General features: G+C 68.3%; 13 protein-coding genes and 1 pseudogene. All 14 read left to right on the forward strand.

Annotation, left to right across the window (positions count from 1 at the left end):
• Nucleotides 1–60 precede the first annotated feature (60 nt).
• The 14 genes and pseudogenes from ACEN9K_RS07900 (at nt 61) to ACEN9K_RS07965 (ending at nt 26,717) form a co-directional block, all read left to right on the forward strand.
• Complete coding sequence (locus ACEN9K_RS07900) at nt 61–6,171, forward strand: Ig-like domain-containing protein (RefSeq protein ID WP_495635509.1); 6,111 nt, start codon at nt 61–63, stop codon at nt 6,169–6,171.
• Between the two features lie 52 nt (nt 6,172–6,223).
• Nucleotides 6,224–7,195 (forward strand): AAA family ATPase, encoded by a 972-nt coding sequence (locus tag ACEN9K_RS07905; protein ID WP_018771877.1) that lies wholly within the window; start codon nt 6,224–6,226, stop codon nt 7,193–7,195.
• Nucleotides 7,196–7,268: 73 nt separating this feature from the next.
• Nucleotides 7,269–8,612 carry a DUF58 domain-containing protein gene (locus tag ACEN9K_RS07910; protein WP_018771878.1) on the forward strand — a complete coding sequence of 448 codons (1,344 nt, stop codon included), beginning with the start codon at nt 7,269–7,271 and terminating at the stop codon, nt 8,610–8,612.
• Nucleotides 8,609–11,227 carry a transglutaminaseTgpA domain-containing protein gene (locus tag ACEN9K_RS07915; RefSeq protein ID WP_495635510.1) on the forward strand — a complete coding sequence of 873 codons (2,619 nt, stop codon included), beginning with the start codon at nt 8,609–8,611 and terminating at the stop codon, nt 11,225–11,227. The genes ACEN9K_RS07910 and ACEN9K_RS07915 overlap by 4 nt, the downstream gene beginning before the upstream one ends.
• Nucleotides 11,224–11,304: pseudogene (locus tag ACEN9K_RS07920) on the forward strand (zinc-ribbon domain-containing protein); the annotation flags it as partial. The gene ACEN9K_RS07915 and the pseudogene ACEN9K_RS07920, both read left to right, overlap by 4 nt.
• 261 nt (nt 11,305–11,565) lie before the next feature.
• A complete protein-coding gene (locus tag ACEN9K_RS07925; RefSeq protein ID WP_018771880.1) occupies nt 11,566–12,846 on the forward strand; it encodes an RDD family protein in 1,281 nt (426 codons plus the stop codon).
• On the forward strand, nt 12,843–13,775 hold the full coding sequence (locus ACEN9K_RS07930; protein ID WP_018771881.1) for a PP2C family protein-serine/threonine phosphatase: 933 nt from the start codon (nt 12,843–12,845) through the stop codon (nt 13,773–13,775). Before ACEN9K_RS07925 ends, ACEN9K_RS07930 begins: the two co-directional genes overlap by 4 nt.
• Nucleotides 13,762–15,768, forward strand: coding sequence for an FHA domain-containing protein (locus ACEN9K_RS07935; protein WP_018771882.1), 2,007 nt, complete (start codon nt 13,762–13,764; stop codon nt 15,766–15,768). The genes ACEN9K_RS07930 and ACEN9K_RS07935 overlap by 14 nt, the downstream gene beginning before the upstream one ends.
• Nucleotides 15,765–17,546 carry a serine/threonine-protein kinase gene (locus ACEN9K_RS07940; RefSeq protein WP_495635511.1) on the forward strand — a complete coding sequence of 594 codons (1,782 nt, stop codon included), beginning with the start codon at nt 15,765–15,767 and terminating at the stop codon, nt 17,544–17,546. Before ACEN9K_RS07935 ends, ACEN9K_RS07940 begins: the two co-directional genes overlap by 4 nt.
• 78 nt (nt 17,547–17,624) lie before the next feature.
• Nucleotides 17,625–18,329, forward strand: a complete 705-nt coding sequence (locus ACEN9K_RS07945) for a hypothetical protein (RefSeq protein WP_018771884.1) — start codon at nt 17,625–17,627, stop codon at nt 18,327–18,329.
• Nucleotides 18,326–22,771, forward strand: coding sequence for a type VII secretion EssC family protein (locus tag ACEN9K_RS07950; protein ID WP_223994565.1), 4,446 nt, complete (start codon nt 18,326–18,328; stop codon nt 22,769–22,771). Before ACEN9K_RS07945 ends, ACEN9K_RS07950 begins: the two co-directional genes overlap by 4 nt.
• A 123-nt stretch (nt 22,772–22,894) precedes the next feature.
• A complete protein-coding gene (locus ACEN9K_RS07955; RefSeq protein ID WP_268002846.1) occupies nt 22,895–23,518 on the forward strand; it encodes a hypothetical protein in 624 nt (207 codons plus the stop codon).
• Between the two features lie 56 nt (nt 23,519–23,574).
• Nucleotides 23,575–25,911, forward strand: a complete 2,337-nt coding sequence (gene ligA / locus ACEN9K_RS07960) for an NAD-dependent DNA ligase LigA (RefSeq protein ID WP_495635512.1) — start codon at nt 23,575–23,577, stop codon at nt 25,909–25,911.
• Complete coding sequence (locus ACEN9K_RS07965; protein ID WP_495635513.1) at nt 25,908–26,717, forward strand: inositol monophosphatase family protein; 810 nt, start codon at nt 25,908–25,910, stop codon at nt 26,715–26,717. The genes ligA and ACEN9K_RS07965 overlap by 4 nt, the downstream gene beginning before the upstream one ends.
• Nucleotides 26,718–26,771: the final 54 nt, after the last annotated feature.

A 26,771-nucleotide genomic window follows, 5' to 3' on the forward strand; every position in this document is an offset into this window, starting at 1 on the left:
TGCTGCCTGTCCTGCGACCAGGCCGCCATCTGGCTACACAATCTGAGGGAAATTAACGCTGTGACAACTCTGCTGGGGAAGCTCGGGCTGAAAAAGCGACATAGGAAACTCGTCACCGGCACTGCGTTTGGTGCTGTGGTTGCTGTTGTGGTGACGGGTGCTGTGTTGTATCCGGGGTTTAAGACCACTGAGGTGGAGTTGAATGACGGCGGCGTGTGGGTGGTGTCGAAGTCGAAGAATGCTGTGGGGCGGTTGAATTATCCGTCGCGGGTGTTGGACGGTGCGGTGACGCCGGCGTCGACGACGTTCGATGTGTTGCAGCATGCAGGTGAGGTGTTCGTCGATGACGAGACTGGTTCGACGTTGAATCAGGTGTCGCCGGCGAATATGCGCCTGGGTGGGGATAAGCAGTTGCCGGGGGCTGCTGATGTGAGTTTTGGGACGCGGACGATTTCGGTGACGGATGCTGCGTCGGGGAAGGTGTGGGCGGTGTCGCCGTCCACCGTGAATGGTTTTGATAAGGAAGCGTCGGAGCCGGTGATGGTCGGTTCGGCGGGCATCGTCTCTGCGGTGGGCTCTGATGACCGGGTGTATTCGGCGGACCCTAAGACCGGTGTTGTGACGGTGACGGGTGTTGACGCCAACGGTGAGGTGACGTCGTCGGAGTCCAGCACGTGGGATGGGCTTAAGGGTGCCGGGGATCTGCAGGTGACGGTGGTGGGGGACCGGCCGGTGGTGCTGGATGCCGCGGCGGGGAGCCTGTTCCTGCCGGGTGGCAAGCGGCTGGCGTTGGAGAATGCCAGGGATGCGAAGTTGCAGCAGGCGGGGCCGGGCAGTGATGTTGTGGCGCTGGCCACGCGGAAGGCGTTGCTGAAGCAGCCGCTTGACGGGGGAGCGGCGATGGTGGTGGCGTTCGACGGCGAGGGTGTTCCGGCTGCTCCGGTGCAGTTGGGCGGGTGTGTGCATGCGGCGTGGTCGGGTGCGAACAAGTATGTCCGGGATTGCGTCAATGATGGTGACGATAAGAAGGTTGACGTGCCCAGGGCGAGTGCGTCGCCGTCGTATGTTTTCCGGGTGAACCGGGACCTGGTGGTCCTGAATGATGTGAACTCCGGGAACGTGTGGCTGGTGAACCAGAACATGCAGCTGGTCAACAACTGGGACGACGTCATCCCACCAAAGAACCAGTCCGACGACCAGGACCAGGAGTCGGCGGACAACAACACCATCAACATCCTGCCGGACCGCACCAAACCCAACCGGCCGCCCGAAACCAAGCCCGACGCCGTCGGCGTCCGCCCGGGCCGCACCACCATCCTCAGCGTCCTGGACAACGACTCCGACCCCGACGGCGACGTGCTCACCGCAGCGGTCGGGGAGGCCGGGCCCAAGTCCGGCACCCTGGAAAGCATCTACGGCGGTACGGCGTTCCAGATCACCGTGCCCGCGGACGCCAAACCCGGCACGGAGACTTTCAACTACAGCGCCTCCGACGGCCGCGGCCTGTCCGCCACCGGCCAGGTCACGCTCAGCGTCGTAGGACCCGATGAAAACAAGCAGCCGAAGTTCAAGCGCGGCGAAGACACCACCATGCTGGTGGAACAGGGCAAGACCGTCAGCCAGAACATCCTCACCGACTGGATCGATCCCGACGGCGATGACCTGGTCCTGCTGGACGCCAAGGCCGACAACGACCAGGACCAGGTCAAGGTACGGCGCGACGGCCTGCTCACCTTCCAGGATTCCGGGGCCACGGCCGGCAAGAAGAACGTCCAGGTCACCATCTGGGACGGCCGCGCCACTGTCACCGGCAAGGTGGTGGTCAATGTCCAGCCGCCCGGCGCCCTGGCACCCGTGGTCAACGCCGACCACGTCACCGCCGTCGTGGGCCAGGACCTGGTCATCTCCCCGTTGAAGAACGACGTCGATCCCAACGGTGGTGCCCTCCGGCTGGCCCAGGTGGAAGCCAACGGCCCTGCCGAACTCGGCCCCGTCACCGACGGCGGCACCTTCACGTTCCGCAGCACCACCCCCGGTCCGGTCTACCTCACCTACATTGCCAGCAACGGCCCGCAAAGCAGCCAGGGCCTCATCCGCGTCGACGTGGAATCCGGCAACGACGGCGGCGACCCCGTGGCGGTCCATGACGTGGCCCTGATGCCCACCGGCGGCAGCGTCCTGCTGGACCCCCTGGCCAACGACTCAGACCCCTCCGGCGGCGTCCTGGTGCTGCAGTCCGTCAAACTCCCCGATAACGCGACTGTGTCCGTCAGCGTGATCAACCACAGCGTCCTGCGGATCACCGACGTCCTGGGGACCAAGGACCCCATACTGTTCGAATACACCATGTCCAACGGCAGGAAGTCGGCCACCGGCAGCGTGTCAGTGGTGCCCGTCCCGGCGCCGGCCGTGGTGGAGGCGCCGCAACCCAAACCGGATGAAGTCAATGTCCGCGTCAACGACGTGGTCACCATCCCCGTCCTGGACAACGACACCCACCCGCAGGGCCAGGAACTGTCTGTGGACCCCGTCCTGCCGCAGGCCGTGGATCCCGCCGACGGCAAGAGCTTCGTCTCCGAGAACACGCTCCGCTTCATTGCCGGCAGCCAGCCCAAGACCGTGCGCGCCATCTACAACGCGGTGGATCCGCAGGGCCAGAAGAGCGCAGCCGCCGTCACCATCCACATCCTGCCGCTCGAGGGCGCGGAGAACTCCCGCCCCCAGCCGCGCAACCTGACCGCCCGCGTGGTGGCGGCCGGCACCGTCCGGATTCCGGTCCCCCTTGACGGCATTGACCCCGACGGCGACTCGGTGCAGCTGACCGGCATCGACAGCACCCCTGCCATGGGAACCGCCACGGTGGGCAGCAACTTCATCGACTTCACCGCCGCAGGTGACGGCGCCGGTACAGACACCTTCCGCTACAAAGTGGTGGACCGCCAGGGCGCCATCAACACGGGCACGGTGACGGTGGGCATCGCACCCCGCGGCGAGTCCAACCAGAAGCCCACCCCGGTGGATGACGAGGTCCGGGTACGCCCGGGCCGGCAGATCGCCGTCGACGCAACGGCAAACGATACCGATCCCGACGGTGACCGCATCCGCATCCTCACCGACGGCATCGACGCCGACCCGGCACTGCAGGCCACCGTCAGCAGGAACAGCGGCCGCATCATCCTCCTGGCCCCGAACGAGGCCGGAACCGTCAATGTGCGGTACACCGTCGCCGACGACCGGGATGCCACGGCGCAGGCCACCATCCGCTTGGTGGTTGACAACGAGGTGCCCCTGAAAGCCCCGATTGCCCGGGATGACAGGGTGACGTCTGCCCAGGCCATGGGCAAGACCGCCGTTGATGTGCCGGTCCTCAAGAACGACGAGGACCCCGACGGCGTGGGCGAGAACCTGAAGATCAGCACGGAGGCCACCACGGCGCGGCCTGGCGGGAACGGCAACATGCTGGTGGACCTTACGGAACAGCCCCAGCTGGTCCCGTACACCGTGGAGGACGTGGACGGCCAGCAGTCAACGGCCATCATCTGGGTGCCGGGCCTGGGCCAGCAGGTTCCCACCCTGGCCAAGGACGAGGTCCTTGAAGTGGTGGCCGGACAGTCCGTGGACGTCGACCTGAAGGACTGGGTCAAGGTACGGGAGGGACGCTCGCCGCGGCTGACCCAGGTGGACCGGATCAAACTCATCGGTGCCGACGGCGGGAATCCGGTCACGGGAGACGGCACCGGCTTGAAGTACACGGCGGGCGCCGACTACGTGGGCCCGGGGTCCCTCACGTTCGAGGTGACCGACGGCACCGGACCTGATGATCCGGCCGGCCTGAAGTCCACCCTGAGCATCCGCACCAAGGTCCTGCCGGACCCCAACAAAAACAACCCGCCGGAGCTGCTCGGCGCGGACGTTGATGTCCCCAAGGGCGACACGGCCAGCACGGACCTGGGAAAGCTGACCTCCGATCCCGACCGGGACGACGTCGAAAAGATGAAGTACCAGCTGGTGGGCGACCCGCCCGGCGGTTTCAGTGCACGCATCGAAGGCAGGACCCTGAAGGTTTCCGCGGCGGATTCGACGGCCACGGGGACCAGGGGCGCCGTGCAGGTCAAGGCGACGGACTCCCGCGGCCTCGAAGCCACGGCCACGTACCCGCTCGCCGTGACAGCCTCCAACCGGCCCAAGCCGGTGGCCAATGACGACGTGGAGCCCAACGCCGCCGCCGGGAAGCCCGTGACCATCAACGTCCTGGCGAACGACGCCAACCCGTTCCCCGAAACACCGCTGAAGATCATCGCCGCCAATACCGAAACAGGCAGCGGCAACGTAGGCGTCAACGGCGACTCGGTGACGGTCACGCCTGCTCCCGGCTTCACCGGAACCCTGGTGGTGGCGTACACCGTGGAGGACAAGACGCAGGACAGCTCCCGGCATGCCACGGCACGGGTCCGGCTGACCGTCAAGGACAAACCTGCAGCACCCACCACGCCCCAGGCACAGAGTGTTGGGGACCAAACCGCGCTGCTCAACTGGTCCGCCCCCGCGGACCGGGGCTCCGCCATCACCAAGTACACGGTGTATGGGGAGGGCGGGTTCCGGCAGGACTGCCCCGCCAACACCTGCACCCTGAACGGGCTGACCAACAACACCACTTACCACTTCCAGGTCACGGCCACGAATGAATTTGGCGAGTCGGACCGGTCGCCGGCCTCGGCGGACGTCCGGCCGGACGTCAAACCGGATACTCCGTTGGCCCCATCCCTGAAATTCGGCGACAAGCAACTGGCCGTCAACTGGACCGCACCGGCCAGCAAGGGCTCCCCGGTGAAGTCATACGACCTGGAGATCTCACCGGCGCCGGCCGGCCAGAACGCCCAGATCCAGAACCTGACCTCCGTCAGCTATGTGTGGAAGGGACTGCAGAACGGGGTGTCGTACAAGGTCCGCGTCCTGGCCCGCAACGACGCCAAGGACCCGTCCGAGTGGAGCCCGTATTCGGCGGCCGAAGTCCCGGCCGGTGTTCCCGCGACCCCTGCCGCGCCAAGCGTGTCGCAGGCAACTCCGGTGGGCTCGCAGAGCCAGCTGCGAGTGGTCTGGTCTGCGCCCAACAACAATGGCGACCCTGTCTCGTCCTACACCCTGACCACCCTCCGTGGTGGCGCGGCGGTGGCCAGCCAGCAGGTTGCCGGCACCTCGCAGAACGTCACCGTGGACAACTCCGAGTCCAACTACACCTTCACGGTGGCTGCCACCAACAAGGCCGGTACCAGTGCCACCAGTGCGCAGTCGGCCCCCATCCGGGCGGCCGGCAAGCCTGGACAGGTCAACGGCGGGACGGTGCGGGAGAACGGAACCAGCGGTCAGCTGGAGGTTACGTTCACGCCGCTGACGGATGCCCAGCGCAACGGCTCCACGGCGTCCGAGATTGCCTACTCCTACAACGCCGACGGCAAGACCGGCGCCATCAAGGCCGGGGGCGGAACCATTGGCGGCATGACCAACGGCAGGGATATCACTGTCACGATCATCGCAACGTCCACGAAGAACAACATGTCCGGCGACGCGAAGGCCATCGGCACGGGGAACCCCTATGGTCCGGCCAATGCCCCCAACGTGAACGGCACGACATCGGCGAAGGGCGACGGGCAGGTGCACTGGACCTGGAATAACCCCAGCACCAACGGCCGTCCGCTTAACCACTATGAGGTCAGCATGGACGGCGGAGGCTGGCAGAACGTGGGCAAGGCGACCAGCTATGACGCGGGCGCCGGTGGATGGAACCAGAGCCACAGGCTGCGCGTCCGCGCCGTAACGGTGGTGGACGGGGCGATTGGCGGACCGGCAACCTCAACCTCCGGTCCAGACAACACGCCGCCGCCGCCCACATCCTGGAACGTCACGGCCAGCCCTGTCCGCAGCTGCACGGAGCCCCGCAAGGGCACTGACAGCTACGTTGCCGGCAACCCATCACAGTGCACGGGTGAGGGGATTTGGCTCGACGCAGGCGCTTACTCCCGGGCTGACCGCTACCAGGTCTGGTACAAGACCTCGAACAATCCCAGCGGCATCTGGTACCACCTGAGCGAAGGAATGGCCGCGGGCAACTGGCTCCGCTGCGACACCTCCAACGTGGGCTGCAACCCGCCGGCCGGCATGCCGAACCGCTAGCAAGCTCCAGCATCAAACAGGGAATTTCGACCAGTAGAAGGAAGCACATTTCATGACCATGACCATCGAGCAGGCCGAGTGGTTTGCCGACACATTCGAAAAGCTGGTTGCCAACGTGGGGCAGGCGGTGCTGGGCAAGGAACACGTCATCCGGCTGACCTTCACCGCCATGCTGGCCGAGGGCCACGTCCTGTTCGAGGACGCTCCGGGCACCGGGAAGACCTCCCTGGCCCGGGCCCTCGCCGCCACGGTGCAGGGCTCCAACAACCGCATCCAGTTCACGCCTGACCTGCTTCCCTCCGACGTGACAGGTGTGACGATCTACGACCAGAAGACGCAGAAGTTCGAGTTCCACAAGGGCCCCATCTTCAACAACATCGTCCTGGCTGACGAAATCAACCGTGCCTCGCCGAAGACCCAGTCGGCGCTGCTGGAAGTCATGGAGGAATCCCGGGTCACCGTGGACGGCGTCACGTACGAGGCAGGCCGCCCCTTCATGGTCATGGCAACCCAGAACCCCATCGAGCAGGCAGGTACCTACCGCCTGCCCGAGGCCCAGTTGGACCGCTTCCTGATCAAGACCTCCATCGGCTACCCTGACCACGCCTCCACCGTCCGGCTGCTGGGCGGAAACAACCTGAAGGACCGGTCCAAGGACCTGTCTGCCGTCATCACCACCCAGGCGGTGGCGGACATGGCCGACCTCGCCGCCACGGCGCACGTGGACACCGCAGTGCTTGAGTACATCTCCCGGCTCTGCGAGGAAACCCGCAGTGCCCCGGAGACGCGCCTGGGCGTCTCCGTCCGCGGCGCCCTGGCCATGGTCCGGGCCGCCAAGGTCTGGGCTGCCTCGCAGGGACGGAACTTTGTGCTGCCGGATGACATCAAGGAACTGGCACCCGTGGTGTGGACCCACCGGTTCGTGATGGACCCCGAAGCCGAATTCTCGGGCGCCACCGCTGAGGCCGTGCTGACCAGGATCCTGGCCGACGTCGCCGCCCCGCAGCAGCGCACCAACGCCTGAGGCGCCGGGCCTGCGGCTTCAAGCCGCAGCCACCACCACTGACATTCCAGCGCAACAACGAAGGCACACCCCTATGTCTGACGGCACGTCCAGCGGCGCCCCGCTGACCCGGCTCGCGGAGCGTCTCCGGCAACCCTTCCACCGGAACGGCCGCCCCACCCGGCTGCACCCCGCGGCCGTATGGTCCGAAGCCAGCAGCACCGCCCTCCTCGCCCTGGCACCCGCCGGGCGGGCTGTCCGGGACACCTGGCTGAGGTACGCCTGGCCGGTGCTGTCCGTGGTCAGCATCCTGGGGTGGTCCGTCCTGGCCGCTGCCATCCTGCTGTGGGCCACAGGCCAGGCCTTCGGTTGGCAGGAAGCCACGGCAGCGTCCATTGCCGCCTTCGCCATGTTCGTGATCGCGGTGGCCTTCATCCTCGGCAGGTCCTCCTACGGCGTGGTGCTGGACCTTGCCCGCACGAGGGTGGCGGTGGGGGACAGCGCCGTCGGCAGCATTGCCGTCTCCAACACGTCGGCCCGGCCGCTGCTGCCGGCCGCGCTGGAACTGCCGGTGGGCAGCACCACGGCGGTCTTCCACCTGCCCCGGATGAAGCCCGGACAGGTCCATGAGGACCTGTTCACCATCCCCACCGCCCGGCGCGCCGTCATCGTGGTGGGACCGGTCCGCTCCGTCCGGGCCGACCCCCTGCACCTGCTGCGCCGCCAGGTCCTCTGGACCGAGCCGGAGGACCTCTTCGTCCACCCGCGCACCGTTGCCCTGGCCGGTTCCGCCGCAGGCTTCATCCGCGACCTCGAGGGCATGCCCACCACGGATCTGTCCAGCGCCGACGTCTCCTTCCACGCCCTGCGCGACTACGTGCCCGGGGATGACCGCAGGCACATCCACTGGAAGACCACGGCCCGGACCAACAAGCTGATGGTGCGCCAGTTCGAGGAAACCCGCCGCGCCCACCTGGCCATCTCGCTGTCCATTAACACGGACGAATACGCTTCCGACAACGAGTTCGAGATGGCCATCTCGGTGGCCGCCTCCATCGGCCGGCAGGCAATCCGCGAACAGCGGGAACTGGATGTGCTCACGCAAAAAGGACCCCTGCGCTGCGAAACCGGCCGCAACATGCTTGATGACATGACCCGGATCGTCGGCACCCCGATGCGCCGCACCGCCGTCGACCTTGCCAGGACCCTGGCCGACACGGTGCCCAATGCCTCCGTCGTGTTCTTCGTGGTGGGCAGCAATGTGACGGCAAGCCAGCTCCGTTCCGCTGCAGCCTCCGTCCCGCCCGGCGTCCGAAGCCTGGCGGTCCGGGTGGAAACCGGCGCCGCCCCCTCCAGGGCCAACATCGCAGACCTCACTGTCCTGACGCTCGGCGACCTGGCCGACCTTGCCATCGTGCTGAGAAAGGCTGCCGCATGAGCACCGCACCCGGCCATTCGCCACAAAGCGGTTCCCCGCAAACCCGTACCCGCCGCAAGGCCGCCACCCCGGATTCGGCCTTTGCGGACGGCCAGCCGGCCTGGCATTTCCTGATCGATGCCGGAGCCTTGGTGGTCCTGCTGGGCCTGGGCCTGCTCGGATTCGGTTTGAGCTTCGGCGGCGACCCGTACTACCTCCTGTCGGGGTTCGGCGGCATCATCCTTGGCCTGGGCATCGGCGCGGCGAACGCCCACCTGCGACTGGGGCTGCTGATCACCACCGCCCTGGCCCTGGCCGCCTACCTGGTGTTCGGAACCTTGCTGGCGGTGCCGGACGCCGCCATCGCCGGATTCGTCCCCACCCTGGATTCGCTGCGGACCCTGCTCCTGGGCGTCGTCTTCGCCTGGAAGGACATGCTGACGGTGGGGGTGCCGGTGGGAACCGCCGGCGGCGTGCTCATCGTCCCCTTCCTAAGTTCGCTGGTCCTGGCACTCGTGGCAGCGCTCCTGACCTGGCGGGCAAGGAGCCCTTACCTGCCGCTCCTGCCGGTACTGGTCCTGTTCGTCACGGGCATCGCCTTCAGCACCAACGCCGCGTTCCTGACCCTGGAACGCGGCATCGGCCTGACCGTCCTCGGCATCGCCTGGGCAACCTTCCGCCGGGACGCCCTGCGCCGGAACAGCACCCGCCGGGTGGCGGTGAACAGCCCCCAGGCGGACAGTGCCACCGCACGCCGCGCCAGGATCCGGCGGCTGGGCATGGCCGCGGGGGTGATCGCCGCCAGCGTGGGAATCACCGCGGTGGCCGCGCCAATGGTCAGCGCCGGCGATGACCGGAAGGTCCTCCGCAACGTGGTGGTACCGCCGTTCGATCCCAAGGACTACATCACCCCCCTTGCCAGTTTCCGGAGCTACGTCAAGGACAAGAAGGACGACACCCTGTTCGTCGTCAAAGGCCTCCCCCGGGACGGCCGGGTGCGCCTTGGCGCCCTGGATGCCTTCAACGGCACCAACTACAACATGGACCCCAACGGTTCGGGCAACTTCAGCAAGGTGGGCGACGCCAAGTCGATCAACACCCTGGCCGACGCATCCGGGGTAGTGCCCACCAACGACTACTCGATCAGCATCAACGTGGAGGACTACCAGGGCTTCTTCGTCCCCGGCGGGCGGAAGACCACGGGCATCAGCTTTGACCAGTCCGGCTCGGCTGCGGCTGCGGGCCTCTACTTCAACCCCGGAACGGACACCGCCGTCACCACCAGCGGATTGTCCCGCGGCGACTCCTACACCGTCCAGGTGTCCGACCCCGCCAAACTCGAGCACGGGCAGCTGACACAGTACGACTTCGCGAAGGTCTCCCTTCCCGACCCCCTGGAAGTTCCGCCGGTGGTGGGCTCCCAGGCCAACGACCTGTCCGCCGACGCGCCCACGGCCATCGACCGGGTGCGCCAGATCGAGGCGCACTTCCAGAAGACGGGGGCCTTCAGCAACGGTTTGGTCAGCGAGGGGCAGCTCCCCAGCGTCTCCGGCCACGGTTCAGCCCGGATCCGCAACCTGCTGACCGCCAAGCAGATGCTCGGCGACGATGAACAGTACGCGGTGGCCATGTCCCTGATGCTCCGGCACCTGGGCATCCCGTCCCGCGTGGTGATGGGTTTCTACCCTGAGCCAACCAGCCCGGAGAACGGTGCGGGTGAGGTGAAGATCACCGGAAAGGACGTCCACGCCTGGGTGGAGGTCGCGTTTGAACGCGTGGGCTGGGTCAGCTTCGACCCCACCCCACCAAAGGACAACATCCCCATTCCGCCGGACCCCGAGAACAAGTCCAAGCCCAAGCCGCAGGTGCTGCAGCCGCCGCCCCCGCCGCAGGAGCCCGCGGACCTGCCGCCGGACTCCTCACCCGACGCCTTGGACGCGGAGCAGAAAAAGAACAATCCCTGGCTGTTCTGGGGCGCCCTCCTGGGCGCGCTGGGCGTCGCCGCCATCCCGCTGGTGATCCTGGGTCTGCCGCTGTTGCTGATCGCCTTGTTGAAGGCACGACGGCGGAAGTCCCGTTTCCGGGACGGCCATCCCGCCCAGCGCGTGGGCGGGGGCTGGAACGAGGTGGTGAGCCTGGCAACCGACCTGGGTGCCGCCGTCGACACCCGTTCGACACGGCGGGAAAGCGCTGCGGTCCTGGCCGATGCCTTCCCGGCGACCCAGGGGACCACCACCATGCTGGCGCGCCGGGCCGACGCCTCGATCTTCGGCGCCGGGGAACCAACCGAAGAGGATGTCCGCGAGTACTGGACCATCGTTGATGGTTCCCTCAAGGAGATGACCTCCGGGATAGGGTTCTGGCGGCGACAGCAGGCACGGTTCTCGCCGCGTTCGCTGCTTGGCGACGCCCGGGCCGCGATGAACGCAGGCAAGGGCGCCAGCCTGCGCGGCGGCCGGGTGTCGCTGCCGGCGGTATCCGGGTTCATCGCTGCCCGCCGCCGTCGTGCCTCCGGCAGTGCCGGCGTACCGCCTGTTCAGCAAGGGCCTGTTCAACAAGGACCCAACCAACAAGGACCCAATCAGCAAGGGCCTGTTCAACAAGGACCCAACCAGCAAGGACCCGGCCAGCAGTGACCTTCGATCCCGAACGCTGCCCGCGCTGCCGGCAGCCCGTCCCTGCGGGTGCCACGTTCTGCACTGCCTGCGGCGCGCCGCTGCCCAACAGGGCGGCGCGCCGCCCCCGCACCCCGGACCTGCCGGCGGACCAAGCAAGGAGCGATCCCGGGGAAGCGCGCCCCGCGCACTCGTCCGGGATTCCCGGTACTATCCCGGTAGTAGAAAGGCCCCCGGCACAGCCGGCGGGCACCGCATTGACGGGCACCGCGCAAGCGGGCACCTTGCATACGGGTACCGTGCCGGGCAGGACGGGCGGTACCACAAGGGTGGGGGCCGCTCCAGGGGGAGGAACGGGAATGGCAGTGAACCTTCAGCTTGTTCCGGCTGCGGCGGGCAAGCGGCTTGGCGCTGCCGTCATTGATTGGCTGCCTGGGGTGGCGGTGCTGGTGGTGACGTTTGCCATCGGATTCGCCGGGATTACCCGCACCAGAAGCGGTGGCTTCATTGTCTATGACACGTCCTCTCTGGTGCTCTTTGGCGGCATCGGCCTTGGCCTGACCCTGGGTTACCTCTTCGTGGTGCTCGGGCTGGAAGCACGCACCGGCAAAACGCCCGGGAACCTGCTGATGGGCATCCGCAGCGCGGACCAGGACGGTTACGCTCCCGGCGCCGGCGCCGTGTTCCTGCGTGGCCTCATCACCGGAGCAGGCATCCTGTTGGCCGTGCTGGCCGCGGTGCTGGTGGTGGTCTTCAAGTGGTTTGACGCCGCCCTGCCCATCCTTGGCCCGCTGCTCCTGGTGGGTGGCGCGTGGGCCGTGCTGGTGGTGGTTTCCAGCCGGTGGGACAGGGACGGCGGGCTGCGGGGCTGGAATGACACCGCCGCCAAGACCCTGGTGTTCGATGTCAAGGCGGGCCGCGATCCCATCACCACCGGTGGCATCCAAGGGCCTTACAGCTTCGCGCCCCTGGACCTGCCGCCCGTGCAGCAGGTCCTGTCGCCGGTGGCCGGCGCCAACGTGGCCCAGACTCCCGTACACCAAGCCCCCGGACACCCAGCCCCCAGACACCCAGCCCCTGTACACCCAGCCCCTCATGCCCCTCTGCAAACCCCTGCGGCGCAACCTCCGGCTCCGGCACCCCAGGCACCTTCGCCGTCGGCCGCCCTGCCGTGGCAGACCATGCCCTACAGCCCACCTGCCTCCTTCGCGCCGCCGCCCGCCGCCGGCCACCGGATGCCCCCGCCGCATGTGGACGACGACGTCGAACGCACCCAGGTGCGGCCCGGAACCGGCGGCCCCGCCCCTGTGGCCGTCCTCCGTATCCGCTTGGACGACGGCCGCGACTTCCAGCTGGACCGCAGCGTCCTGGTGGGCCGGAACCCGGTGGGGCAGGCCGGGGAACAGCAGGCCCAGCTGTTGGCTGTGGATGACCCCGGCCGTTCGATCTCCAAGACGCACCTGCACCTGCTCACCGACGGCGCGGGCATCTGGGTGACGGACCGCCAGTCAACCAATGGAAGCGCCGTCACCACCCCGGACGGCCTGCGCACCCCCTTGGTGCCGGGCGTCCCCACGTTTGTTACCCCGGGATCCAGCGTGCACTTTGGAGACCGTACCTTTTACCTAGGACAGGCATGAACCAGCACCCCGCCAGTGTTTCCACCATCCAGCCGGGGCCGGGACTCAGCCTCGGCTACGGCTACGGAACGGACAGGGGACTCCGCCGGGAGTTGAACGAGGATTCGTATATCGCCGCCGATCCCGTCTTCGCCGTCGCTGACGGCATGGGCGGCCATGAAGCCGGCGAAATCGCCAGCGGCCTGTGCGTGCGGGCCCTGGCCGGGATTCCCCAGGTGGCCACGGGGGAGCGGAGCATCACCGCTGCCGTCCTCCAGCAGTACCTGGTGCGTGCGGACAACTCGATCCGTGAGGCCACCGGAGCCCGTGCCGGCACCACCCTTACCGGTGCTGTCGTGGTGGAACAGATGGGCATGCCGTACTGGCTGGTGGTGAACATCGGCGATTCCCGCACGTACCGGCTCAGCCAGGGACGGTTCGAGCAGATCAGCGTCGACCACTCGGAGGTCCAGGAACTCGTGGACGCGGGCGAAATCACCGCCCAGGAGGCCACCGTCCACCCGCGGCGGCACGTGGTCACCCGGGCCCTGGGCACGGGCGACGAGACGGAAGCGGACTACTGGCTCCTTCCCGTGGAGGAAGGCGACCGCGTCCTGGTCTGCTCCGACGGCCTGACGGGGGAACTGGCAGACGATGACATCCTCCGGATCCTCAGCAGCGTGGCGGATCCGCAGGAGGCGGTGGACGCCCTGATCCAGGCCGCCCTGCGCAGCGGCGGCCGGGACAACGTCACGGCCATCGTGGTGGACGCCAGGAACGTTTCGAACGACGACGGCGCTGGCACCACCGCGCCCCGCCTCACCTCCGCTGACGGGGACGAAGTGACCCTGCCGCGGCCGCAGGCATCCGAAGCCGTGACGCAGCCCCTGCCCGCACCGGTGGAGGAGACCGCGGACCACAACGGGGAGCCGGACGATGACCGCCGCTAGCTACATCCCCGGCACCTGGCTGGGCATTGTCAGGTCCCGCACCGCAGTCCTCCTGGGCCCCGGGTCGCCCGCGGAACTCGCAGGCGCATTGTGGGAACTCCTGGCCGGCCGGCCTGAGCCGCACGAGATCCTCGCCGCCGTGACCAGCACTTCCGGCGGATCCCTCACCCGCATCCCATCCTTCGGCATCCTGGATTTCAACGGATCCCTGCGGGTTTTCCTGCGGGGCGACATCGACCTCACCGTCGAACAGCCCGGGGGAGCCGTGGACCTCGACGGCCGGGACGTGACCACCTGGAACGAACGCAAATTCGTGGTCCCCGGCACGTGCCGGGTGGCGATTGCGGCTGGGACCACCGGTACCGCCGGGCTCGCCACCGAACAACCCGAGCTGCCGCTCGGTGAGGGCGTGGTGCTGCTGCAGTCCCTGACCCTGGGCGCACGCTCCGGCCCGGCTGCGGTCGATGCTCCGGCCGCAGCGGATGCTGTTGCACCGGCGGAAACTTCCGGCAGCGACGAGGCTTCTGCTGCTCCCGCCGGCCACGCCCCGGCTGACCTGCGGGAGCCGGACGTTCCGGACGAGGCGGAAGACCTGCCCGAAACCACGCTCCTGCCCGGGCATGCAGCCTCGGCCGAAACGGTGCTGGGGGTCATCGAAGAGGACGTTGATGAACGCCCGGCCGACGGGGTGGTCGATCCAGCGGAAGCCGCACACGCCCACGCCCGGGATGTCCATGACCCCGATGCCACTATTGCCCCGGATTTCATTATTGGTGTCGACGGGGAGCGTGGTGTCGACGGTGAGATTGGTGCCGGCGGGGAGCGCAGCGCTGAGGGTGAAGCTGTGGGGAATGCTTCAGGTGAGCCCGCCCCAATTGAGGTGCCGGAGACAGGCTTCGCCGGCGTTGCCCCCACCGGAGCCGGCGCCGGTCCCGCAGCGGAGATGACGACGTCCTATGACCATCTCTGGGACCGCACCGTCATGCGGCACATCGAAGACGCTGCCGTGCGTGAGGACCCTGACGACGATTCCGGCCAGGTGTCCCCGCAGCAACGCCCGGCCCTGCCGGCAGCCGAACCCCTGCCCGCCCTCCGCAGCCCGGAGGACCCGGCCCCGGATGTACCGGCAGCCGGTCCCGGGACTGCGACAGAGACCGACAGCCGCCACCAACCCACACCTGGCGCCGGACTTGGAATTGGATCCAGTGCCGGTACAACTGGAGAGCCCTCCGGCCGGCCCCGTCCTGCCTCCGCCGGCGTCCTCATCGACTCCGTCCCGTGGCGCACGGGGGGAGCTACGCCGGCCCACGACGCCCCTGGCTTCACCCCGCCGCCAAACCACGGCACGCCACTGGCTCCACCGGCATCCGGGGCACCTGCGCCCGTCGTACCGGCGCCTGCTGTATCCGGCACCGGCACCGGCACCGGTTTCGACCCCGACCACGATGGCCAGACGGTGATGAAAAGCAGCCTGCCGGGAACCGCGTCCGGTCCGGCAACAAACGCGCCGGCCGTCCAGCAGGACCCCGCCAATGGACCAATGGTGCTGGCCCGCGTCTGCGCCCAGGGCCACGCCAACCCACCCACACGTGCCCTCTGCAGCGCCTGCGGGGCTGCCCTGCTGCCGGATGCCGTGCAGGTGGCCCGTCCCAGGCTGGGCCGCATGCGCCTGTCCACCGGCGAACTGCTGGACCTCGACCAGTCGATGGTCATCGGCAGGCAGCCGTCAGTGTCCCGGGTGCAGGGCGGCGTGATGCCGCGGCTCGTCCAGGTGGCAAGCCCCGGCGGCGACATTTCCCGGTCCCACGTCGAGGTGCGGCTTGAGGGCTGGCACGTGATGCTCTGCGACCTCAAGGCCACCAACGGCACTGTCTTGGTCCGCGAAGGCCAACCGCCGCGCCGCCTGGCCCAGAACGAGATGGCCATCCTGCTCGACGGCGACATCGCGGAGCTGGGCGACAATATCTCACTGCGTTTTGAGGAGATTCCTTGAGTTCCAAACGGCCCGTTGCGCCGCCGCCCCGCATCCAGGGCTTCACCTACATCAGCCTGCTCGGCTCCGGCGGGTTTTCCGACGTCTACCTGTACGAACAGGACAGGCCGCGCCGGAAAGTCGCCGTCAAGGTGCTGCTCTCGGACCTCAAGACAGAGGGCGCGCGGCGGCGGTTCGAGTCCGAGGCCAACCTCATGGCCCAGCTGTCCTCGCACCCATACATCGTCACCATTTTCGAAGCGGAAGTCACCGATGACGGGCACTCCTACCTGGCCATGGAGTACTGCTCCCGGCCCAGCCTGGACGTGCGTTACCGGCGGCAGCGCTTCAGCGTTGACGAGGTCCTGGCGGTCGGCATCCAGGTGGCCTCCGCCGTCGAAACCGCCCACCGCGCCGGCATCGCCCACCGCGACATCAAGCCCGCCAACATCCTGGTGACGGACTACAACCGTCCTGCCCTCACCGACTTCGGCATCTCCGGCACCCTGGCCGGGGATTCTGATGACGATTCGGGCATGTCCATTCCCTGGTCCCCGCCCGAACAGTTCCGGGACGGCGGCGTTGACGGCGTCATGGTGGACGTGTGGGCCCTCGGCGCCACGCTGTACACCCTGCTGGCCGGACGTTCACCCTTCGTGATGCCGGGCGCGGACAACTCGCAGCGCGAACTGATCAACCGGATCAGCAACATGGCGCTGCCGCGGCTGGGCCGTGCCGATGTGCCGGAATCACTGGAACTGGCCCTGGCAACCGCCATGGCCAAATCGCCCCAGTCCCGGTACTCCTCGGCCCACGCCTTCGCCCTGGCCCTGCAGCGCATCCAGGCCGAGCTCAACCTTTCCGTCACGCCTTTCGAGGTCCTGGAGGAGCCGCAGCAGGAGGAGGGCCACCCGGACGACGGCACCGAGGAGACGCGCGTCCGCAGCATTGCTGCCATCGATCCGGAGCGGACCGGCAGCGCACCCACGTTCCCTGCCCGCACCCGCCCCAACCCGACCGGCACCGGGACTGACGCGACGGGGCCCGGGGGCGGCGCCCTCCCGCCGTCGCACTTTGCTCCCGCCAGCCCCAGCCAATGGCAGCCTGCCCCGGCAGTGCCGCAGATTCCGGCCCGCACCACGTGGGCGGCGGCCACCGGGGCGGCTGCTCCGGCGGCAGCCACGGACGACGGCGCCGGCCAGGGGGAGTGGGCGCAGTCCACCGTCCTGCGTGGCAGCACAGGGACGGCCAACTACGGTGCACCCGTCACGGGCACAGGAGGAACGCAGGACACGGGCTACACCGTGGACGCAACAGTCCAGCGGGCGGTGAAGGCGGACGAGCCGCAAGCGGTTCCGAAGGCCGACCACGGCAAACGCAACCTCTGGCTCGCAATCGCCGGCGGCACCCTCCTGGTATTGGCGGCTGTGGTGGGCATCGTGGTGGCCAACACGACGACAGGCACCCCCAAGGCGGTGGAAACCCAGCAGGCCAGCAAACCCCCTGCGGACGCCCTGGACAGTGGCACCGTGCCCGATGTCGAAGGCCTGGCCGGAACGGTCGACACCAACGGCGAGGCATCCTTCTACTGGAACAACCCCGAGCCCAAGCCGGGCGATACCTACAAATGGAGGGTCTATACCATCGGTGGGGGCGGCGACTACCAATCCATCGCGCAGGCGCCCGTCCGGCTCAGGCCCAACCCGTCGGGGCAAACCTGCATCCAGGTCATGATCGTCCGCTCGGACGGTGCGTTCTCACCGCTGGGGTCCGGTTCCATCGCCTGCACCGGCCAATGAACGTCCCGCACTGCCGGTTTCACGGCAACACCACCACTCCGACTACCGCAACAGTTCTGCCTTGAGGAGGCACAGATCATGGGGGATCTAGCAATAGATTTCTGTGGCGAATGGTACGAGCCATCGGATGAGGACATCTTCAACATCGGCCGTGAAGGCGACCTTGAGGTGGACGACAACCCGTACCTGCACCGGCAGTTCCTGCAGGTCGCCCGCTACGACGGCATCTGGTGGCTGAGCAACGTGGGCAGCATGCTCTCCGCCACCGTGGCTGACGCCTCCGGCGGCATGCAGGCCTGGCTGTCACCCGGTGCGCGGATTCCGCTGGTGTTCAGCCACACCAATGTCATCTTCACGGCGGGGCCCACCACCTACGAGTTCGCCGTGCACGTGAAGACGCCGTCTTTCCGGCAGGAAGCCCGCGAAGAAGCCGGCAACGGGGACACCACCATCGGCCCCGTGGTCTTCACGGACGCGCAGAAGGCGCTGATCGTGGCGCTCGCCGAGCCTGTGCTCCGGCGTGAGGGCACCGGTTTCAGCACCATCCCGTCCTCCGCGGCGGCCGCCAAGACCCTGGGCTGGGCACTGACGCGCTTCAACCGCAAGCTGGACAACGTCTGCGACAAGCTGGACCGGGTGGGCGTGGCGGGACTGCGCGGCGGCGGCGGCAAGCTGGCAACCAACCGCCGGGCACGCCTGGTTGAACACGCCGTCACCACTCACCTGGTGACACCCGATGACCTGTACCTGCTGGAGAAGATGAGGGGCGTGGACGAAGGATGAGGATCCGGCTGACACTCCGCCGCGAACCCGCCGACGCCAAGGACCTGGCCGTCACGGTGGACGGCATGGCCACCGTGGCCGACATCGCCACCGTGCTGTGGACGGCGGACCCCGCCCGTAAAGGCACCCCCGCGCCGGACAACCTTTCGCTGCGGATCGATGAAGCATTCGTGGGTGCCGGCATCAGCGGGAACATCCTGGCCCGGGAGGACAACCTCCTCGAATCAGGCCTGCGCCCCGGCTCGGTGGTATCGCTGGCCCAGGTCAGTGGGCAGTTCCACGAACCCGGGGCCAACCGGGGACCGGCCGCCGCAACCCTGCGCGTGTTGTCAGGGCCCGACGCCGGGCGCGAATTCTCGCTGCCCACCGGCACCAGCTACATTGGCCGGGACCGGGACGTGGACATCCGCCTGACGGATCCGCTGACCTCCAAACGGCACGCCCGGATCACGGTAGGCGAAGGCATCGAGATCGTTGACACCAACTCCGCCAACGGCCTGCTGATGGACGGGCTGCCCGTCACTAGGGCCACGCTGAACTCCTCCGACACGGTGACCCTGGGTGACACCACCGTCACCGTGGTGCCGCTGGGCCACAACCATGCGGCAGCGCCGACGTCGCCCCTGGTGGACTTCAACCGCTCCCCGCGGGTGGTGCCCCGCTTCGACGTCCCCAAGCGGGTTCTTCCTGCCGGGCCCAAGCGCCCCGAGGACCATCCCTTCCCCTACATCATGCTGGTGGCACCGCTGATGATGGGCGCGGTCATTTTCGCGGTCACGCAGAACGTGCTCTCCATGGTGTTCATGCTGATGATGCCCCTGTTCATCGTGGGCCACCACGTGGACCAGACAATGCGGACCCGGAAGCAGCAGAAGGAGCAGCTCAAGCAGTTCCGCGCCGCCATGGCCGCATTCCGGCAGGACCTTACGGAACTGCAGCAGGTGGAACGCGCGGTCCGGCTGCAGGAAGCGCCGTCCGTCAGCGACACGGTGGACGCGATTTACAAGCTGGGGCCGCTGCTGTGGACGCACCGGCCGGAACACCCGTCGTTCCTCGGCCTGCGGTTCGGGCTGGGGACCGCCCCGTCCCGCATCCCGTTGGAAGAGCCCTCCAGCAACGACACCGAGGTCCAGTACAGCCGCGAAATCCAGGACTGCATCAAGCAGTTCAGCGGGATCGAAGGCGTCCCCGTGGTGTCCCAGCTGCGCACCTCCGGCGCGCTGGGGATCGCCGGCGCCCGCGGCCTGGTGGACGACGTGGCCCGTGGCATGGTGCTGCAGCTGGTGGGACTGCATTCCCCGGCCGAGGTGGTCCTCACCGCCATCACGTCCGCCCAGTCGCGGGAGCGCTGGAACTGGCTGCAGTGGCTGCCGCACGTAGGCTCGGGCCACAGCCCGCTGGGCGGGGACCACCTTGCCGCGGGGTCGGCCGGCGGCTCCTCACTGCTGGCCCGCCTCGAGGACCTGGTCGACGCCCGGGAGGCGGCGGCCAAACGGTCAGGCCCGGACCTGCGCCCCGGCATCGACCCCGTAAAGCATGAGCCCGAAGAGCCGGTCCTTCCCTCCGTGCTGGTCATCGTGGAGGACGACGCCCCGGTGGACCGCGGCCGCCTGACCCGGCTGGCCGAACGCGGTCCCGACTCCGGCGTGCACATCCTGTGGGTGGCCACTGACATCCAGTCACTCCCGGCTGCCTGCCGTGACTTCATGGTGGTGGACGGCGACCATGGCACCACCACCGGCCAGGTCCGGCTGGGCCGCCACACCTACCCGGTCAGCTGCGAGAGCGTGGACGCGGAGCTCGCAGCACAGCTGGCCCGGATGCTGGCGCCCGTGGTTGACGTGGGCAAGCCGGTCAATGACGATTCCGACCTGCCCCGCGCGGTGTCCTATGCGGCCCTGATCGGCAAGGACTTCCTGGACAATCCGCAGGCCGTGGTGGAGCGCTGGACGGAAAACAACTCCCTGCACGCCACCGCCGTGGCCAACCGCAAGGACAACGGAACCCTCAGGGCGCTGGTGGGATCCAAGGGTATCGAGCCGCTGTACCTGGACCTGAAGAACGAAGGACCGCACGCCCTGGTGGGCGGCACCACCGGTGCCGGCAAGTCCGAGTTCCTGCAGTCGTGGGTCATGGGCATGGCTGCGGCCTACAGCCCGGACCGGGTCAGCTTCCTTTTCGTGGACTACAAGGGCGGAGCGGCGTTTGCCGACTGCATCAACCTTCCACACACGGTGGGCCTGGTCACGGACCTTTCCCCGCACCTGGTGCGGCGGGCCCTCACATCCCTGCGCGCGGAGCTGCACTACCGCGAGCAGCTGTTGAACCGGAAGAAGGCCAAGGACCTGCTGGCCCTGCAGCGGGAGGCGGACCCGGAGGCGCCGCCGTACCTGGTGATCATCGTGGACGAGTTCGCCGCGCTGGCCAACGACGTGCCCGAATTCGTGGACGGGGTGGTGGACGTCGCCGCCCGCGGCCGTTCCCTGGGCCTGCACCTCATCCTGGCCACCCAGCGGCCGGCGGGCGTCATCAAGGACAACCTGCGCGCCAACACCAACCTGCGGGTGGCGCTGCGCATGGCCGACGAGGACGACGCCACCGACATCCTGGGGGTGCCGGATGCTGCCTACTTCGACCCCGCCATCCCGGGCCGCGGTGCCGCCAAGACCGGGCCCGGACGGATCCAGGGATTCCAGACCGGCTACGCCGGCGGCTGGACCACGGATAAACCGCAGCGCCCCCAGATCGACATCGTGGAGATGGCCTTCGGCTCCGGTCCCAGCTGGGAAGCGCCGGCACCCGAAAAGCCTGCGGCCCCGGAACCGGCCGGTCCCAATGACATCGCCAGGATGACCTCCACCATCGTGCACGCGGCGGACACCCTGGCCATCCGGCCGCCGCGGAAACCATGGCTGGACGAGCTGGCCAAGACCTACGACTTCTCCAAGTTGCCCAACCCCCGCACCGACGAACAGCTGCTGCTGGGCGTCGCGGACGACCCCGTCCACCAGGATCAGCCCACCGTCTTCTACGAGCCTGACCGCGACGGCAACATGGCCATCTACGGCACCGGTGGTTCCGGCAAGTCCGCCGCCCTGCGCGGCATCGCGATTGCCGCGGCCGTCACCCCGCGCGGCGGCCCCGTCCACGTCTACGGCATCGACTGCGGCTCTTCCGGGCTGCGGATGCTTGAGGAGCTTCCGCACGTGGGGGAGATCATCAATGGCGACGACGTCGAACGCGTCGGGCGGTTGCTGCGCCTCCTCCGGGACATCGCCGAGCTGCGTTCCGCGCAGTTCGCCGAGGTGCGCGCCTCCACCATCGTGGAGTACCGGAGGCTGGCCAACCGGCCGGACGAGAAGCGGATCTTCGTGCTGGTGGACGGCATGTCAGCCTTCCGCGAGGCGTACGAGCACAGCAAGCTTTCCGGGCTCTGGGACATCTTCCTGCAGCTGGCCACGGACGGCCGGACCCTGGGCATCCACCTGGTGGTGACCGGGGACCGGCCCAACGCCGTCCCCGCGTCCCTGCTCGCCTCCATCCAGCGCCGCCTGGTCCTGCGCCTGTCCTCTGAGGACGACTACATTTCCATGGATGTTCCCAGGGATGTCCTCACGGCCACGTCGCCCCCGGGCCGTGGGCTGCTGGACGGGCTTGAAGTCCAGCTGGCCGTCCTGGGCGGCAATTCGAACCTGGCCCTGCAGGCCCGCGAGGTCCATAAGCTCAGCGAAGCCATGCAGCGGCAGGGCCTGGAAACCGCCCCGGGCATTGAGCGTCTCCCCGAGCAGGTGGACCTGGATGTCCTGCCGGCCGGCAGCCCCGACCTGCCCGTTATTGGAGTGGACGACGAGTCCCTGCAACCGGCCGAACTCATGGCGCGCGGACCGTTGCTCCTGGCCGGGCCGCCGGGCTCGGGGCGCACCGTGGCGCTGGTCACCCTGGCCTACGCGCTGCGCCGGTCCAATCCCGCCACGGAACTGGTCTACCTCGGGTCCCGCCGGTCCGCCGTCGCGTCCCTCCCCATCTGGAACCGCGCCGTGGTGGGCCCGGACGACGTCGCCGAAGTGGTGGAGGACCTGGTGGAGCACTCCACCGGAAACCCTGGCACCGTGGCCTTCTTCATCGAGGGCCTCACCGAGTTCACCGACACCATCGCCGAGTCAGGAATGGCGCAGCTGGTGACGGCGTCCCTCAAAGCAGACCAATGGGTCATCGGCGAGTCCGAATCCTCCACCTGGTCCTCCGCCTGGCAGCTTGCCCAGCCCTTCAAATCGGGCCGCCGCGGCCTGCTGCTGAACCCGGGGGATATTGAGGGCGACAGCCTGCTCAACACGTCCCTGGGCCGGGTCAGCCCGGACTTCATTCCGGGCCGCGGGTACGTGGTGGGGCGGGGCAAGGCACGGAAAATCCAGGTGGCGCTCCCGCCCGAAAACCGGGACTGAACAGCGCCGATGAATGCGGGGGCCGCGATCCGTCGGGATTTGCGGCCCCGCAGGACGTTGTAGAAGACTACCGGGGACACCAGAAAGCCGCGGTGGGGGGACTGCGCGCATCGAAAGGTAGCAATGACCCCGTCCGCCCCGATCCTCCGCACTGTTTCGACGACGGCATCAGCAGCTGTCCTTGCCCTGGCCCTCGGCTTGTTCCCCTCCGGTCCCGCGCTGGCTGCAACCGCGGACCCCTCTCCGACGGCAGGCACCCAGGCCCCACCAGACTGCGGTCTTGTCTGCGTGCCCATCCTTGCCGACAACCCCGACCCCGGCCGGCCCCGCAAATCCAAGGAGGCTGCCCAGCCGCCGGCCCAACCGGCGCCACCCGCCGAGCCTCCCGCCCAGCCACTCCAGCCGCAGCCAACGGAGCCAGCCGCGCAGCCGCAGGCAGGCACTCCCGAACCGGCCGGGCCTCCCGCCACGGCAGCGGAACTCCCGGATGGGTCCGCCACCGGAACCACGTCACCCGCTGCCGGCTACCGGCCGCCGACCGGCCCCTCCAGCGGGGTGGACTGGAACAGCCCGGTCAACCGGACTGCCGGGCCTGCCCGGATGGCTGCCGCTGCTGCCCCTGCCCGTGACGAGGGCCCCGGCGGACCTGCGCTCCTGCCCATCGCCCTTGGAGCGCTGCTGGTGGGCGTTTCCGCGGGCGCCTTCGCCTGGTGGAACCGAAACCGGAACCGGCTGCGCTCGCACTGACAGCGTTCACGCCGCCCTGCCCGCTGGCTGTCGCAGGTGTAAGGCAAGATAGGTCTGTGAGCACAGGACCAGGACCCGCAGAACAGACCGCCACCCGAACCGCGGAACCACACGAGCCCGAAGCCGTTCCCACCGAAGCCATCCGCGAGGAATACGAAAACCTCGCGGACCTGGTGCGGAAGTACCGGTTCGCGTACTACCAGGAGGACGCACCCCTGGTTTCGGACGCCGAGTTCGACACCCTCTTCCGCCGCCTCGAGGAGATCGAGGCGCTGCACCCGGAACTGGTGGCCAACGACTCGCCAACGCAGGAAGTGGGCGGCGAAGTATCCGCCGCCTTCGCGCCCGTGGAGCACCTGCAGCGGATGTACAGCCTGGAAGACGTCTTCTCGCTGGACGAGCTTGAGGCCTGGCTCAACCGGGCCGAGGCCAGCATCGAAAAAATCGGGGACGGCGGCACCAAGGCAGCCTGGCTTACCGAACTCAAGATCGATGGCCTTGCTGTCAACCTCCTGTACCGCGACGGCAGACTGGTGCGGGCTGCCACCCGCGGCGATGGAACCACGGGCGAGGACATCACCCACAACCTGCTCACCATCAAGGAAATCCCGCAGGAACTGCGCGGCAGCGGTTTCCCCGCCGAAATGGAGGTGCGCGGGGAGGTCTTCATCCCCTCCAAGGCGTTCGCGGAGTTCAACGAGGCCCTGATCGAAGCCGGCAAGGCACCGCTGGCCAATCCCCGCAACGCGGCCGCCGGCTCCCTGCGGCAGAAGGACCCCGCGGAGACGGCCAAGCGGCCGCTGAAGATGTTCGTCCACGGCATCGGCGCCCGCGAGGGGCTCGCGGCCGGCAGCCAGTCGGAAACATACGGGCTGCTCAAGGAGTGGGGCCTGCCGGTCAGCCCGTACTTCGAGGTGCTGGAGACCAGGGAAGACGTCCTTGGCTTCATCAAGCGCTACGGGGACCAGCGCCACAAGCTGCTCCACGAAATCGACGGCATCGTGATCAAGGTGGACGACTTTGCCACCCAGCGGGCCCTGGGCAACACCACCCGCGTTCCGCGCTGGGCCGTGGCCTACAAGTACCCGCCGGAGGAAGTCCACACCAAGCTGCTGGACATCCAGGTCAACGTGGGCCGAACCGGCCGCGTCACCCCCTACGGGGTCATGGAGCCGGTCAAGGTGGCCGGCTCCACGGTGGAAATGGCCACCCTGCACAACCAGGACGTGGTCAAGGCCAAAGGCGTCAAGATCGGCGACATCGTGGTCCTGCGGAAGGCGGGCGACGTCATCCCCGAAATCGTGGGCCCGGTGCTGGCCCTCCGGGACCAGCAGGACCCGCCCGTGCGGGATTTCGTGATGCCCACCGAATGTCCATCCTGCGGTACTCCGCTGGCCCCGGCCAAGGAGGGGGACGTGGATGTCCGCTGCCCCAACGCCAGGTCCTGCCCGTCGCAGCTTCGTGAGCGGGTGTTCCACGTAGCGGGCCGTGGCGCCTTCGACATCGAGGCCCTGGGCTGGGAAGCGGCCATTGCGCTGACCCAGCCGGCCGAACCCGATGTTCCGCCCCTGGCCTCCGAAGCCGGACTGTTCGACCTCACCCCCGAGGACCTGGCCGGCGTCCGGATCCGGAGGGAGAAGAAAACCAAGGGCGTTCCCACCGGCGAGTACGAGCTGGTGCCGTACTTCTTCAGCAAGGGCACGGCCAAGTCGCCGTCCAGGCCCACCGCCACCACGCAGAAGCTGTTCAAGGAACTCGAAAAGGCCAAGACCCAGCCCCTGTGGCGGGTGCTGGTTGCCCTGTCCATCCGGCACGTGGGCCCGCGGGCGTCCCGGGCCCTGGCCCAGGCGTTCGGCTCCATGGACCGCATCCGGGCAGCGTCGGAGGAGGAGCTGGCCCATGTGGACGGCGTGGGTCCCACCATCGCCGCCGCGCTGAAGGAATGGTTCGCGGAGGACTGGCACCTTGAAATCATCGACCGCTGGGCCGCCGCCGGGGTGCGCATGGAGGACGAACGGGACGAATCCATGCCGCGCACGCTCGAAGGGCTGACGGTGGTGGTCACCGGCTCGCTGCCCAACTTCAGCCGCGACGAGGCCAAGGAGGCCATCCTGCTCCGCGGCGGAAAGGCGGCCGGTTCCGTTTCGAAAAACACCAGTTACGTGGTGGCCGGCGAAAGTGCCGGCAGCAAGCTGGACAAAGCAGAGCAGCTGGGGATTCCAGTGCTGGACGAGGACGGGTTCCGGCAATTGCTCGACGGCGGCCCGGCAGCCCTGGGGGATGCGACAGCCCTGGGGGATGCGGCAGCCCTGGGGGATGCGGCAGCGCCGGGAGCGGACGGGGACGCCAACGGGGAAGCGGCCGTACCGGCCGCAGTGGAGGAGAACGCATGACGTCCGCTTCGGAATTGCTGGAGGTCGCCAAACGGGCCGCCGCGGCTGGCGCCAGGGTCCTTTCCGGCCGGGACGGCAACGCGCTGGACGCCAGCAACAAGGGGGCGGCCGGGGACTGGGTGACGGCCTTCGACGTCGCCGCCGAAAACGCGGTGCGGGACGTCATTGCCGCGGCCCGCCCGGGGGACAGCATCACCGGCGAGGAACAGGGCACCACCCGCCCCGCCGATCCCACCGGCTACCGCTGGTCCATCGATCCGCTGGACGGCACCACCAACTTCATCCGCAACATCGTCTACTACGCCACCTCCGTGGCTGTTGCCGACTCCGACGGCGCCTGGCTGGCCGGCGTGGTCAACGCCCCGGCGCTGGGCCGGATCTACTACGCCGCCCGCGGCCGGGGTGCCTGGCTGGAGGAGCGCGGAACCACCACCAGGCTTGAGGGCCCGGTCCCGGGCCGGACCGGGCAGATCCTGGCCACCGGATTCAGTTACGAACCCGGCATCCGCTCCCAGCAGGCTGCCGCCTTCGCCACCCTGATGGATGGGTTTGCCGATGTCCGCCGGCTTGGTTCCGCGGCCCTGGACCTGTGCATGGTGGCGGACGGAACGCATGACGCCTACGGCGAGAGGGGCCTGAACGAGCACGATTTCTCGGCCGGGGCGCTGATCGCGGAGGAAGCCGGCTGCTGGGTGCGCAGGCCACGCCTGACCAGCCCGCTCGACGGCGGTCCCACCGATGAGGAGCGGCTCGACGCCTGGACGTGCGCGGCCAGCCTGGAGCTGAGCGGCAAGTTTCCGCTCTAGGCGGCGCGGGAAGCCGGGCCGGCTCTGCAACACTGGCTCTGCAACACCGGCACT

This window comes from Pseudarthrobacter sp. Pseusp20, assembly GCF_059492155.1.